The organism is Leifsonia sp. L25 (assembly GCF_050632895.1).
The window spans coordinates 634,321-646,903 of record NZ_JBODRZ010000004.1; the positions used below are offsets into that span (position 1 = coordinate 634,321).

10 protein-coding genes and 7 pseudogenes are annotated in these 12,583 nt (G+C 70.3%); 9 read left to right on the forward strand and 8 right to left on the reverse strand.

The annotated features are described in order from the left end of the window. Positions 1-104 precede the first annotated feature (104 nt). Entirely contained in the window at positions 105-2,495 is a 2,391-nt protein-coding gene (locus ACRAWC_RS24455; RefSeq protein WP_431349871.1) for an ROK family protein, read from the reverse strand. Positions 2,496-2,649: 154 nt separating this feature from the next. Between ACRAWC_RS24455 and ACRAWC_RS24460 the strand changes: the two genes are divergently transcribed. Further along, positions 2,650-3,033, forward strand: coding sequence for a hypothetical protein (locus ACRAWC_RS24460; RefSeq protein WP_431219703.1), 384 nt, complete (start codon positions 2,650-2,652; stop codon positions 3,031-3,033). A gap of 18 nt (positions 3,034-3,051) precedes the next feature. On the opposite strand, the gene ACRAWC_RS24465 is transcribed toward ACRAWC_RS24460, so the two are convergent. Next, on the reverse strand, positions 3,052-3,441 hold the full coding sequence (locus ACRAWC_RS24465; protein WP_431349872.1) for a DUF1304 domain-containing protein: 390 nt from the start codon (positions 3,439-3,441) through the stop codon (positions 3,052-3,054). Here ACRAWC_RS24465 and ACRAWC_RS24470 point away from each other — a divergent pair. Both ACRAWC_RS24470 and ACRAWC_RS24475 read left to right on the forward strand, forming a co-directional pair. Beyond that, positions 3,440-3,622, forward strand: a pseudogene (locus ACRAWC_RS24470) (hypothetical protein); the annotation flags it as partial. The gene ACRAWC_RS24465 and the pseudogene ACRAWC_RS24470 overlap by 2 nt on opposite strands. A gap of 217 nt (positions 3,623-3,839) precedes the next feature. Next, a complete protein-coding gene (locus ACRAWC_RS24475) occupies positions 3,840-4,646 on the forward strand; it encodes an FAD-dependent monooxygenase (protein ID WP_431349873.1) in 807 nt (268 codons plus the stop codon). 79 nt (positions 4,647-4,725) lie between these two features. Here ACRAWC_RS24475 and ACRAWC_RS24480 read toward each other — a convergent pair. Continuing rightward, positions 4,726-5,101: pseudogene (locus ACRAWC_RS24480) on the reverse strand (DUF1304 domain-containing protein); the annotation flags it as partial. 578 nt (positions 5,102-5,679) lie between these two features. Between ACRAWC_RS24480 and ACRAWC_RS24485 the strand changes: the two are divergent. Continuing rightward, the gene (locus ACRAWC_RS24485; protein WP_431349874.1) at positions 5,680-6,036 is read left to right on the forward strand and encodes a hypothetical protein; all 357 of its coding nucleotides are present in this window, start codon (positions 5,680-5,682) and stop codon (positions 6,034-6,036) included. A gap of 162 nt (positions 6,037-6,198) precedes the next feature. Here ACRAWC_RS24485 and ACRAWC_RS24490 read toward each other — a convergent pair. Further along, positions 6,199-6,965, reverse strand: a pseudogene (locus ACRAWC_RS24490) (isocitrate lyase/PEP mutase family protein). Positions 6,966-7,262: 297 nt separating this feature from the next. On the opposite strand from ACRAWC_RS24490, the pseudogene ACRAWC_RS24495 reads away from it, so the two are divergent. The 3 genes and pseudogenes from ACRAWC_RS24495 to ACRAWC_RS24505 all read left to right on the forward strand — a co-directional run. Then, positions 7,263-7,424 (forward strand): annotated as a pseudogene (locus ACRAWC_RS24495) (LssY C-terminal domain-containing protein); the annotation flags it as partial. A 79-nt stretch (positions 7,425-7,503) separates the two neighbouring features. Beyond that, the gene (locus ACRAWC_RS24500) at positions 7,504-7,845 is read left to right on the forward strand and encodes an LssY C-terminal domain-containing protein (RefSeq protein ID WP_431349875.1); all 342 of its coding nucleotides are present in this window, start codon (positions 7,504-7,506) and stop codon (positions 7,843-7,845) included. An 11-nt stretch (positions 7,846-7,856) separates the two neighbouring features. After that, positions 7,857-8,147 carry a hypothetical protein gene (locus tag ACRAWC_RS24505; protein WP_431349876.1) on the forward strand — a complete coding sequence of 97 codons (291 nt, stop codon included), beginning with the start codon at positions 7,857-7,859 and terminating at the stop codon, positions 8,145-8,147. A gap of 341 nt (positions 8,148-8,488) precedes the next feature. On the opposite strand, the gene ACRAWC_RS24510 is transcribed toward ACRAWC_RS24505, so the two are convergent. The 4 genes and pseudogenes from ACRAWC_RS24510 to ACRAWC_RS24525 form a co-directional block, all read right to left on the reverse strand. Next, on the reverse strand, positions 8,489-8,773 hold the full coding sequence (locus ACRAWC_RS24510) for a hypothetical protein (protein ID WP_431350022.1): 285 nt from the start codon (positions 8,771-8,773) through the stop codon (positions 8,489-8,491). A 163-nt stretch (positions 8,774-8,936) separates the two neighbouring features. Further along, positions 8,937-9,380 (reverse strand): annotated as a pseudogene (locus ACRAWC_RS24515) (cation:proton antiporter); the annotation flags it as partial. Further along, positions 9,263-10,087, reverse strand: coding sequence for a cation:proton antiporter (locus ACRAWC_RS24520; protein WP_431349877.1), 825 nt, complete (start codon positions 10,085-10,087; stop codon positions 9,263-9,265). The pseudogene ACRAWC_RS24515 and the gene ACRAWC_RS24520, both read right to left, overlap by 118 nt. 97 nt (positions 10,088-10,184) lie before the next feature. After that, positions 10,185-11,071 (reverse strand): annotated as a pseudogene (locus ACRAWC_RS24525) (rhodanese-related sulfurtransferase). A gap of 148 nt (positions 11,072-11,219) precedes the next feature. Here ACRAWC_RS24525 and ACRAWC_RS24530 point away from each other — a divergent pair. Next, positions 11,220-12,008, forward strand: coding sequence for a polyprenol monophosphomannose synthase (locus ACRAWC_RS24530; protein ID WP_431349878.1), 789 nt, complete (start codon positions 11,220-11,222; stop codon positions 12,006-12,008). Beyond that, positions 12,001-12,532 (forward strand): annotated as a pseudogene (locus ACRAWC_RS24535) (YbhB/YbcL family Raf kinase inhibitor-like protein). Before ACRAWC_RS24530 ends, ACRAWC_RS24535 begins: the two are co-directional and overlap by 8 nt. The last annotated feature ends 51 nt before the right edge of the window (positions 12,533-12,583 follow it).

Below are 12,583 nucleotides of genomic sequence, written 5' to 3' on the forward strand. Positions count from 1 at the left end.
GTGCGCAGCATGCTTTCTGTTCTCAGGCTAGATCGGAACCACCCGGCCCGGGTTGCGCCATCCTCGGGGGATGGGCGCAGCCCGGGCCGGGATCGTCCTTCGGGTTACTTGATGCCGGCTTTGTCGCACGCGGCCTTGTAGTCGGCCGTGCAGATCTTCGACACGGAGTCGGAGCCGTAGAAGTTGTCCTTCACGACCGTGCTCTCGATGTTGTCGACCGTGACCGCGACGGGGGTGAGCAGGAACGACTGGATCGCCGCGCCGCCGGCCGTGTTGACCGTGGTGTCGCCCTTCGGCTTGTCGCCCTTGGTGAGCGAGACGGCCAGCTCGGCCGCCTTCTCGGCCTCCGGCTGGAGGGCCTTGTAGACGGTCATGTACTGGTCGCCTGCGAGGATGCGCTGGATGCCCGCGAGCTCAGCGTCCTGACCGGTCACCGGGGGGAGCGGGCTGACGTTGGCCGCCTTCATGGCCGCGATCGCGCCGCCGCCGGTGCCGTCGTTCGCCGCGTAGACGCCCTTGATCTGGTCCTTGAACTGCGAGACCTGACCGGACACCCAGTCCTGGGCCTTGGCCGGGTCCCATCCGGGGTGTCGAACTCGGCGAGCACCTTGTAGGCCGCTCGAGTCGATGACGCTGTGCGCGCCCTTCTTGAACAGGGTGGCGTTGTTGTCCGTCGGCGAGCCGTTCACCATCAGGATGCCGGCGCCCGAGGGCACGCCGTCCTTCTTGAGCTTGTCGACCAGCGCCTGGCCCTGCAGCTGACCGACCTTCTCGTTGTCGAACGAGATGTAGTAGTCGCTGTCCGGGCTGTTGATCAGGCGGTCGTAGGAGATGACGGGCACGTTCTTCGCCTTCGCCTCGCCGACGATCGAGGCGGCCGCCTCACCGTCGAACGGGTCGAGGACGAGGACCTTCACGCCCTGCGTCAGCATCGACTCCGCCTGCTGCTGCTGCTTGCTGGCGTCGCCGTCGGCGTTCGCGTAGAGCACCTTGCAGCCCGAGCAGAGCTCCTTGACCTTGGCCTCGAAGAAGGGCTTGTCCGCCGACTCGTAGCGAGCCGTGACGGAGTCGGGAAGGAGGAGACCGATCTGGGCGTTGGCGGCGTCCTTCGTGCTTCCGCCCGAGCTGTTGCCGGAACCGTTCGAACACGCTGTGAGGGTGACGGCTGTGAGCAGGATCGCGGCCGACGCGATGACCGCTCTCTTGGTGGCGATCTTCATTGAAAAACCTCCGATTCGGGACCGCCTTCGTTGGCGGCTGCGTTGAGTGTGCCAGGTGGCGGATTTGGCGTCAAGAGTTGAATCCAAGGTTTCGATAACGGTTCGAGACGTCCTCGGGGGACAGCGTGGAGCGCGTTCAGTACGAGACGCCGCCGGAGCCGATCGACACGCAGTCGACGGCGTAGGCGACCGCGCCGAGCGCAGCGGCGCGCGTCCCGAGCTGCCCCTGCACGATGTCCGGCATGAGGTCCGGGTTGACGATGATCGAGCGTTCGACCGCGTGCCGCATCGGGCCGAGCAGAGGCTCGCCGGCCCGCGAGGTTCGCCGCCGACGACCACGCGCTCGGGGTCCAGGATGTTGCAGAGGTTCGCCGTCGCGACGCCGATGTGCTTGCCCGCATCCCCGATCGCGCGGATGCAGCGGGCGTCGCCGGCCATCGCCTGCAGCACCACGTCGCCCAGCTTGAGGCTGCCCAGGTGGTCGCGCAGTTCGTCCAGGATGGCGGGTCCGCCCGCGATCGCCTCCAGGCAGCCGCGGTTGCCGCAGCGGCAGATCGGCCCGTTCTCGCGGATGACGGTGTGGCCGAACTCGCCCGCCACGCCGTGGTTGCCGCGGAACACCTGGCCGCCCAGGATCAGGCCGGCTCCGATGCCGTCGCCGATGTCGAGCGTGATCGTGTTGCGCTTGCCGCGGCCCGCCCCGAAGCGGGACTCGCCGAGGGCTCCGAGGTTCGCCGCATTGTCGACGAAGACCGGCCGCTTGATGCGGCGCTCCATCGACTCCGCGATGACGACGCCGTCCCACCCGCGCATGATGCCGCTGCGGGCGGTGGTGCCCGTGGCGCGGTCGATCGGCGCGGGCACGGCGATGCCGACCGCGAGCAGGTCGTCGCGGGATGCGTCCACCGATTCCAGCATGTCGTTCAGCAGCAGCGAGACCTTGTCGAGCTCGTTGTCGGCACGGTGGTCGCGCGCGAGCGGCATGTGGTTCTCGGCGACGACGGTGTGGGCCACGTCCGCCAGGGCGACCCGCAGGTGGCGCGTGGAGAAGTGGACGCCGACCACCAGCCCGAGGGCGTGCGCCAGCGTCACGTGCTGCGCCCTGCGGCCCGAGCGGATGCTCTGGGTGGTGTGCAGCACGCCCGACGTCGACAGTTCCTTGACGATGTTGGAGACGGTCGCGGGGGAGAGCCCCGTGGCCCCGGCCAACTCCACCTGGGCCAGGCCGCCGTGCTTCTTGATCGCGTCGACGATACGGGCTCGGTTGGGCTTCACGAAGTGAAGTCTCGCGAACCCGGAGTTCGTCGCTGCGTTGCCACGACCAGAAGGATACATGCCAGCGCACGGCGAGCATCCGGTGCCCGGAAAGTAATCGGTTTGTGAGGTTCCTTTTGCCCCGCGCGGGCGGCCGGGTTGGCAGGATAGACCTATGGCCGACCTGCACGTTCACCCCGACCGCCTGGAGATCCACCTCACGCGGGCCGAGAAGGTGCTGTCCGTCAAGCGCGAAGACCTCGTGGTGCCGCGCGACAGCATCCGGTCGGTCGCGATCACCGAGGATCCGTGGATCTGGATCCGCGGCATCCGCGCGCCCGGCGCCGCCGTTCCGCTGACGCTGTCGGTCGGCACGTGGAAGTTCCACGGCGGAAAGGACTTCCTGCTCATCAAGGGCAAGCAGCGCGCGGCCGTGGTCATCGACCTCGACGGCGAGGAGTACTCGCGCATCATCGTGTCGACCCCGCACGCCGCCCGTCTCGTCGAGGCGCTGCGGGTCGACGGCAGCGAGCTGGCCACCGGCGAGGTCATCGACTGACGGCTGCCGGCGAGGCCGTCACGCGTTCTCGGCGACGACGAACAGGATGAGACCCGCCAGCGGCAGCGCGCCCTGCAGCAGCGCCGCGCCCCAGAACCGGCGACCCGTCGTCACCAGCACGAGCGACGCCAGCACCATGCACACGCCGCAGAAGAAGATCAGCCCGAACCCGACCTGCCGCAGCGTCGTCCAGTACAGCACCAGTCCGACGACCGTCCCTCCCGCAAGGAACAGGTTGTAGAAGCCCTGGTTGTACGCCATCGGCCGTACGACGTCCGCATCCCGCTGCGATGACAGCCTGAAGCGGCGCCAGACGGCGGGCATCGACCACAGCATGCTCTCCATCGCGAAGAACGCCAGGCGCACCAGCGCCGCGGCCGCGACGAGGAAGCTGCCGATGATGGCCATGCCGGGAGGATACGCTGCCGAGCATGGAGACGGTGCACACGACCTGCGCTCATCGCCGGCGGCAGTCCTGCTGGACGATGCCGGGCCTCATCCTGGCCCGCAACGGTGTGGATGTGTGGTGCTCGAGAAGCACGCGGACTTCTTCCGGGACTTCCGCGGCGACACCATCCATCCGTCCACGATCGGCGTGCTCGGGCAGCTGGGCCTGCGCGAGCGCTTCCTCGGACTGCCGCATACGAGCGTCCATTCGCTCGACGTCGTGGTCAACGGCAACCGGCTGCATCCGATCGACTTCGGGCGGCTGCAGCCTCCCGACGACTTCCTCGTGCTCGCGCCGCAGGGGACTTCCTGTCCTTCCTCGCGCAGGAGGCGGCGGCAGCCCGCATTTCCGCCTGCTGATGCAGACCGAAGCGACGGAGCTGCTCTGGGCGGACGGCGCGGTCCATGGCGTGCGGGCGCGCGGACCCCAGGGCGAGGTGGAGGTGCGCGGACGGCTCGTCGTGTCGGCGGACGGCCGCAGCTCGGAGCTCCGCGAGCAGGCGGGCTGCGCCCGCGGACGTTCGGCGTGCCGATCGACGTGGTATGGTTCCGCCTCCCGAAGCCCCGGGAGCCGCCGCCGCACACCCTCGCCTACCTGCGGTGCCGGCGGGATGGTGGTGACGATCGAGCGCGACGAGTACCTGCAGGTCGGGCTCATCATCCCGAAGGGCGGATTCGCGGCGCTGCAGGATGCGGGTCTCGAGGAGTTCCGGCGCACGGTGGCCGGACCGGCTCCGCACCTCCGCTCCGTGCTCGAGACCATCACCGAGTGGGACCAGCTGAAGTTGCTCAGTGTCCAGATCGACCGTCTGCCGCGCTGGTACCGCCGTGGCTACCTCGCCATCGGCGACGCGGCCCACGCGATGTCCCCGGCCTTCGGGGTCGGCGTCAACTACGCCGTGCAGGATGCGGTGGCGACCGCCAACGCACTCGCCGCGACCCTGCGCGACCCTGCCGCCGGAGAGGTGGACCTCCGCCTGCTCGACGGCATCCAACGGCGGCGGATGCCCCCGGTCGCCGGCATGCAGCGCATCCAGCTCGCGGCGCACCGCTTCATCTCCTGGCCGGAGGGCGTGCGCCTGCTGCCCGACCCGCTGCCTGCGCCGTTGCGGCTGGCGGTCGTCGGGCCTGCACGCCCGCAGTGCAGCAGGTCGCCTCGCGGCTGATCGGCCGCGGCCTCGCGGCCCGAGTCGGTCGACCCGGCGCTGCGCTGAGCTGGATCAGCTCTCGCCGTTGATCGATCCCGATGATCAGCAGCACCAGTCCGATGAGCGGCAGGATGCCCTGGATGAGCGCCGGACGGAGGTACCCGCGCCCGATGGTCGTCAGCACGACGGCCGCCGCGATCATGCTCGACGTCGCGAAGATGATGAGCGCGAGACCCGCGGGCGTGCTGGCCGACGCCGTACAGGATCAGCCCGACGACCGCCCTGATCGCGAGGAACAGGTTGTAGAAGCCCTGGTTGTACGCCATCGGGCGCACCGTGTCGGCGGCCTGCTGACTGGCGACGCCGAACCGCCGCCACACCGACGGCCGGGTCCAGGCGACGCTCTCCATGAAGAAGATCGCGATGTGGAGCGCGGCGGCGAGGGTGACCACGACGGTGGCGAGGACGATCATGGCGCCAGCATACCGACCGGTCCACCGTGGCCGTGCTCAGGCGGCGGACGTTCACCACCGTGCGCCTCGCGGAGTCGCCCGGCCAGGATGTCGTCGGCCGCGGGGATGGCCTCGGCGAGCGTGACGAACTCGCGTCATCGCCGCGAGCGACGTCCTCGTCCAGGTCGGCGGCGAGGCGCCGCCAGGTGGTCTCCTCGCATCGCGGCCGGAGCCTCCACCGAGTTGATGCCGACGAGCGTCACCGGCGCGGAGGGATGAACGGCAGCGCGGTGGTGGGCAGGTCCGGCCCCTGGGCGAGGCCGCAGGCGGCGACCGTTCCGCCGTGACCGCTTCGCAGGCCAGGACGGTCGCCAGCGTCTGGCCGCGCCACCAGCAATCCACGGCGCCCGCCCAGCGCTGCGACTGCAGCGGCCGCCCGGGGGCGTCGAGCTCGGAACCAGTCGATGATCGCCGACGCGCCCAGGTCCGTCAGGTAGTCGGCTCGCCTTCATCCACCCGGCCGGTGGATGCGGCGACCGGGCAACCCAGTTTCGACAGCAGCGCCACGGCGACCGAGCCGACAACCGCCCGCTGCGCCGGTGACCAGGATGCCGCTGCTGCCGGCGCCCTCGTGCGGATCGACGCCGGGTGCGTTCGAGTGCCAGCACGGCCAGCATCGCCGTGAAGCCGGCCGTGCCGATGGCCGCCGCCTGCTCGGAGGTGATCAGGTCCGGATGCGGGACGAGCGCGCCGCCCTGCACCCGCGCCTTCTCGGCGAGGCCGCCGTGATGCGATTCGCCGAGACCCGCGCCGTTGAGCACGACGCGGTCGCCGGGCGCCACCGCGGGTCCTCCGAGCTCTGCACGGTGCCCACCACGTCGATGCCCGGGATGAGCGGCGACGTGCGTGCGACGCCCGGGCGGCCGGCGATCGCCAGGCCGTCTCCTTGTAGTTGAGGTCGGAGAACTCGACGTCGATGGTGACCTCGCCGGGCATCAGGAAGTCGTCGGTGACCCGTCGCACCTCCGCCGTCGCGGGCGGTGACCCGTCCGCCGTCGACCTGCTCCTCGATCACGATCGCCTGGAAGTCGCTCAGTGCGCTCACCCTACGCGTCAGTTCAGCGCCTGAGTGCCTCCGGCAGTGCTCCGCCCGCGTAGAGCCGGGCGGCGGTGTCGCGCAGCGCTGTCAGAGCCACCCGCTGCGTCCACGGGCCGTACGAGACGCGGGCGACCCCCAGCTCCTGCAGCCGCGCAGGAGAGGGAGCCGGGGACCGCGATCACGCTGAGCCGGCGCTCGCCGAGGCCGCCGACAAGGCGCTCGACCGTCCGCTCGTCCAGTTTGCCCGGCACGAACACGCAGGTGGCGCCCTCGTCGAGGAACGCCCGGCCCGGCGCACGGACTCCTCGATCTTCTCGTCGTCGGTCGGGAAGGCGTTGCGCACGAAGACGTCGGTGCGCGCGTTGAGGGCGAACGGGACGCCCTCCTCCTCCCGGCGCGCACGGCCGCGCGCACCTCCGCCACGGCCTCCTCGAAGGGACGCATCCGGTCCTCCAGGTTGGCCCCGACGACGCCGACCCCGATCGCGCGGCGGATCGTCTCGCAGGCGTTCCCGTAGCCGCTCTCGAGGTCGGCGCTGACGGGCAGGTCGGTGGCCAGGACGATGCGTCCCACCATGTCGAGCATGAGCTCGAGGGGGATGTGCTCGCCGTCCTCGTAGCCGAGCGTCGCGGCGATCGAGTGGCTGGCCGTCGCGAGCGCGCGCGTATCGGGCAGTCCAGCGACGACCCGGGCGCTGATGGCGTCCGGCACGTTCACCACCTGCAGCAGTTCGGGTGCGTCGTGGAGCCGGCGGAGTTCGGCGCCGCGCGCCTGCAGGTCGGTCATGAGCCCACACTACGGCGCGAGCACCGGGCGCTCTAGGATGGCGCCATGGCCCGCACGGGGGAGCCGCAGGAGGTGCCGAAGACGCGGTCGGTGTCTCGCCGCCGGGCCTCCGTCAGCTCGGCCGTGGACTACGCCTTCTTCGTGTTCAGGGGCGCAGCCGCCGTGTGGCTGGCGTGGCTGGTGCTCACCGAGAGCTTCGCGTGGGGGTGGTTCCTCATCCTCTTCTTCGTCCTGTTCTGGGTGCTGCTCGCGTACCTGGTGCTGCCGCGGCTGCACCGCATCCTGACCGAGATCTACGTGCCGGACTATTTCATCGGCCGTGCCCGGACGAGCGACGGCCTGCTGGGCGACCCGATCAACCTGGCCCTGCTCGGGTCGGAGGCGCAGCTCGACGACGCCATGCGCCATGCCGGGTGGACCCGTGCCGACGACGTGACGCTGCGGTCGAGCGGGCGCATCATCTCGTCGACGCTCTTGCGGCGCAGCTACGACGAGGCGCCCGTCAGCCCGTTGTTCCTGTTCGGGCGCCAGCAGGAATGTGGCGTACCAGCAGGAGGTGAAGGGCAACCCGGCGAAGCGCCACCGCGTGCGGTTCTGGCGCTGCCCGGACGGCTGGCTGCTCCCCGGCGGTCATCGCGTCGACTGGCTCGCGGCCGGGACCTTCGACCGGTCGGTCGGGTTCTCCCTGTTCACTCTGCAGATCACGCACAAGATCGACGCGGACACCGACATCGAGCGCGACCACATCGTGTCGACCCTGGTGGATGCGGACGTCGGCGTTGAGGTCTCGGTCATCCAGGACTTCTCGACCGGCTACCACTCCCGCAACGGCGGGGCGACACCATCGAGACGGACGGCGACCTGCCCGTCATCGATCTGAGCCGGGTCCCGGTGGACGCGCTGGGCGCCTCGGTCGCGGCGGACGCGGACGCTCGGCGCATCGCCCTCGCGGAGCGGCGGCCCGTGCCGACCGTTCTCGGGGTCCTGCTGATGGCCCTCCGTGTCGCCGCCGGTGTCGGCTACATCGTGCTGAACCTGCTCGACTGGCAGCGCTTCGTCGGCTCGCAGCTGGCGGGGAATCCGTCTCTCCGGCGGCCCGTGACGCGGTCAGCCTCCTCCTCGGGATCGCGATGGGGCTCTTCGCCGCCGGGCTGGTGCTGTACTTCCTGCTCGCGCTGCTGATCTTCTTCGGCAGCAACTGGGCCCGGATCGCAGCGATGACCTACAGCGCGCTCATCATCGTGGTCTCGGCCGTGGACTTCTTCAACGGCGGTCCGCAGGTCTCGTTGCGCAACAACCTCCTCGGGCTGGCGCTGGACATCCTCGTGGTGCTCGCGCTCTCGTCGAAGGCGTCGCGGCTCTGGGCGCGCCGACCGCGTGCGGGTCTCGTGCGTCGCGGACGCGGGCGCGGACGCGGGCGCGGCAGGGTGGCGAAGGGGTGCTTGCCGCCGGCGAGCAGGCCGCCGTCGACGCCCCGAACGACGACACGATCGTCCGCTGAGCGGACGCCACGAGCGCCCGCGTCACATGAGCGACTTCTTCCCGTCCGCGCCTCCCGCCTTCAGCGCCGACTCCTCCGCATCCAGGAACGCCAGCACCGACCGCACCGCCGGCTCCTGATACCGGCCCTCCGACCGCGCGGCCAGGACGGCCTGCCGCTCCGCGACGATCATGGTGCGCCGCAGCTTCCGGTATTCCAGGGGGAGGTCGGCCATGTCGTCGGTCGACGGATTCTCGAGCGCATCCGAGAGGAACAGCGCGTTGATGCGCAGCCGTTCGATGACGCGCTCGTCCTCGTCGCCCGTCACCTGCGACTCGAGGTGCTCGAGGCCCGGCGGATTGCGCCTCGGCGAGCAGGCGCTGCATCTCGCTGGCCTCCTGGGCGAAATCGGGCGGCGGCAGCCTGAGCCGGCGGATGACCCAGGGCAGCGCGAGACCCTCGAGCAGCGTCGCGATGACCACCACGAACGCGAGGAACTGCAGGAACTCCCGGTGCGGCGTCTGCGTCGGCAGAAGGAACACCGCGGCGAGCGTCACCACGCCGCGGATGCCCGCGAACGAGACGGCGATTCCCGTCGGCCACGACCAGCCGCGCTCGCGGAGCCGTTGAGGGCCGTAGCGGTAAAGCGCGGTCGTCCCGACCATCCAGGCCAGCCGCGCGAGGAAGATGGCGAGGAGCACCACGACGCTGATGGCGATGGTCTGCGGGACGGTGATCCCCGAGGTGAACGCCGTCGTCAGGATGGACCGCAGCTCCAGCCCGATGAAGAGGAAGACGGCGTTCTCCAGAAGGAAGCTCACGGTCCGCCAGTTGATCGTCTCCGCGATGCGCGCCTCGGCGGTCTGGATGGTCGGAGAACGGTAGCCGAGGTAGAGGCCGGCGACCACGACCGCGAGCACTCCCGACCCGTGGAGGAACTGCGAGGGGATGAACGCCAGGTAGGGGGTGATGAGGGCGAGCGATGTGTCGAGCACGGGCAGAGCGCAACTGCTTGCGGATCACCGCCAGCACCAGCCCCACCACCAGGCCGACCCCGATGCCGACCACGACGGCCAGGACGAAATCGCCTCCGACCGCCCACGGGTTCAGCCACGCTGACGATCGCCGCGATGCTGGCGTTCAGGGCGACGAGCGCCGTTGCGTCGTTCAGCAGGCTCTCGCCCTCGAGCACCGTCACGAGCCGTCGAGGAAGGCGGCCGCGGCCGACGACGGCCTGGACCGCGACCGTGTCGGTCGGCGCCACGACCGCCCCGAATGCGAAGGCCGCGGCGAGTGTGATCGCGGGTACCACCAGGTAGGTCGCGAAGCCCACGACGATCACGGTGAACGCGACCAGACCGACGGAGAGCAGGAGGATGCCGTCGCGCCTGGCCCGCACATCCACGATGGAGGTCTGGATCGCCGCCGCGAAGAGCAGCGGAGGGAGCAGGCCGAACAGCACCACCTCGGGCTCCAGCGCCACCTGGGGGACCCCCGGGATGAAGGATGCGGCGGCGCCCACCACGACCAGCACGACGGGGGCCGACCAGCCCACCCTCCGGGACAGGCCGGTGACCGTGACCGTGACGAGGACGAACGACACGATCCAGACGATGGTGGTGACCGGATCCATGCTGTTCATGATGGCGGCAACCGGAGAATCGCGCCAAGGCTTCCCGCCGGTCGGTGGAGAACCCGTTCGCTCTCGGAGATGTGGACGAATCTCCCCGCGGATCCGTTCAGGCCGCGTGCGCCACGCAGGCGGTCGTGTCGCAGTGCTCGCACACCACGAGTTGCTCGCGACAGGCCGGATCGACGCAGTTGCGCATCCTGTCGGTCGCCGTGCCGCAGACCGCGCATCGCCCGAGCACCGCCGCGTGATCGCTGAACGTCATCGAGCCCCGGCCGTCGAAGACGTACAGTGAGCCCTCCCACAGCCCGTCGTCCCCGTAGCGCTCGCCGTAGCGGGCGATCCCTCCGTCGAGCTGGTAGACCTCCTCGAAGCCGCGTGACCTCATCAGCGAGGAGAGGACCTCGCAGCGGATGCCGCCGGTGCAGTACGTGACCACCGGTCGGTCCTTCAGGTGGTCGTAGGCGCCGCTGTCGAGCGCCTCGACGAACTCGCGGGTGTTCGCGACGTCGGGGACCACGGCGTCCCGAAACCGCCCGATGCTCGCCTCGAAGCGGTTGCGCCCGTCGAAGAAGACCAGGTCGTCGCGCGTCTCGGCCAGCGCGTGGAGCGCCTCCGGGTCGAGCCGGGTGCCGCCGCCGACGACGCCGTCCTCATCGACGACCAGCTCGTCCGGCGCTCCGAACGAGACGATCTCCTCGCGCACCTTCACCGACAGTCGCGGGAAGTCGAGGCTGGTGCCGTCCGCATTCAGGCCGGATCCCTCGCTCCATTTGGCCTCCAGTCCGCGGAGCGAGCGGTGCTCCTTCGTCACCCTGAGGTAGCGCTTCAGAGCGTCCAGTTCGCCGCCGAGCGTTCCGTTGATCCCGTGCGGGGAGATGAGGATGCGGCCGCGCAGATCAAGGCGTTCGCAGAGCTCGCGCTGCCACAGCCGTATCGCTTCGGGGTCGGCGAGCGGGAGAAGACATAGAAGAGGAGCACTTTGGCGACGGCCACCGCCTCATCGTAGGCGAGTCTTCCGCGCGGGCCGCGATCGTAGGATCGTGGACCCTGTGAGCGCCGGAAGGGTCGTTCGCCTGCTGTTCAGACTGGTAGGACAGGGTGGTGAGGTCCGCGGGCCTCGTCCCTGACAGAAAGGCGGGTCGTGCGCACCCTCGTCATCATCCCGACGTACAACGAGCGCGAGAATGTGGGCTCGATCGTCGGGCGCGTGCGTGCCTCGGTGCCGGATGCGGACGTCCTCATCGTCGACGACGGTTCCCCCGACGGCACGGGCGAACTGGCGGATGCGCTCGCCGCCACCGACGGGAGCGTGCACGTGCTGCACCGCGCGGGCAAGGAGGGCCTCGGCGCCGCCTATCGAGACGGGATGACGTGGGCGCTGGATGCCGGCTATTCGACGATCGTCGAGATGGATGCGGATGGGTCCCATCAGCCGGAGCAGCTGCCGCGCCTGCTGGCGGTGCTCCGCGACGGCGACGAGGCCGGTGCCGACGTCGTGCTCGGGTCGCGCTGGGTCGACGGCGGCGGGGTGGTCAACTGGCCCGCACGGCGCCGGCTGATCTCGCGCGGTGGGAGCGCCTACTCACGAATGGCTCTCGGCCTTCCCGTGAAGGATGTGACCGGCGGCTACCGCGCGTTCACCGCCGACGCGCTGCGGGCGCTGCACTTCGACCGCACGGAGAGCCAGGAGTACTGCTTTCAGATCGACATGACGCGGCGGGCCTACGACGCGGGGCTGCGGATCGTCGAGGTGCCGATCACCTTTGTCGAGAGGAGCGTGGCGCGTCCAAGATGGGCGGCGGGATCGTGGTGGAGGCCATGCTCCGCGTCACGCTGTGGGGCTCGCCGGCATCCCGCGGCGGTTCCGCAGGCGTTCACCGGCGCGAACGGCGGAGCCGGTGGGCCGGGCGTAGCCTGGCGTCATGGCTGACGATCCCCTGGAGCGCTTCGGCGCAGTGCCCCTGTTCACCGTGACCAGCGACGACGTCGCGGACGGTCGCCCGCTCGCTCGCGAGCAGTGGGGTGCCGGGGGCGGTGGCGGCGACATCTCGCCGCAGCTCTCGTGGTCCGGCTTCCCGCCGGAGACGAAGAGCTTCGCGGTGACCATCCACGATCCGGACGCGCCCACAGGGTCGGGCTTCTGGCATTGGGCGGTCTTCAACATCCCCGCGTCCGTGACCGACCTCCGGTCGAATGCCGGCGCCGAGGGCGGCGCGAACCTGCCGCAGGGCGCGTCGATGCTGTCGAACGAGCTCCGCTCGAAGAGCTTCACGGGCGCCGGACCGCCTCCCGGGACGGGCACCCACCGCTACGACATCGTGGTGCACGCCCTCGACGTCGAGCGCCTCGACCTGGACCCGGAGTCGACCCCGGCCGTCCTCGGATTCAACGCGCACTTCCACACCCTCGCGCGTGCCGTCCCTGGCGCCGGTCGCCACGGCGGGCGACATCTGAGCGCCGTTTCCGGACGGGCGCTTCATCCGGCGCGGAGCCCTGACGTCGTTC

Bases quoted from the DNA above. Each gene is read 5' to 3' on its own strand.
- ACRAWC_RS24460 (WP_431219703.1), top strand. From the start codon at position 2,650: ATGGCCGACCTGCACGTTCACCCCGACCGCCTGGAGATCCACCTCACG.
- ACRAWC_RS24475 (WP_431349873.1), top strand. From the start codon at position 3,840: ATGCAGACCGAAGCGACGGAGCTGCTCTGGGCGGACGGCGCGGTCCAT.
- ACRAWC_RS24465 (WP_431349872.1), bottom strand. From the start codon at position 3,441: ATGGCCATCATCGGCAGCTTCCTCGTCGCGGCCGCGGCGCTGGTGCGC.
- ACRAWC_RS24520 (WP_431349877.1), bottom strand. From the start codon at position 10,087: ATGAACAGCATGGATCCGGTCACCACCATCGTCTGGATCGTGTCGTTC.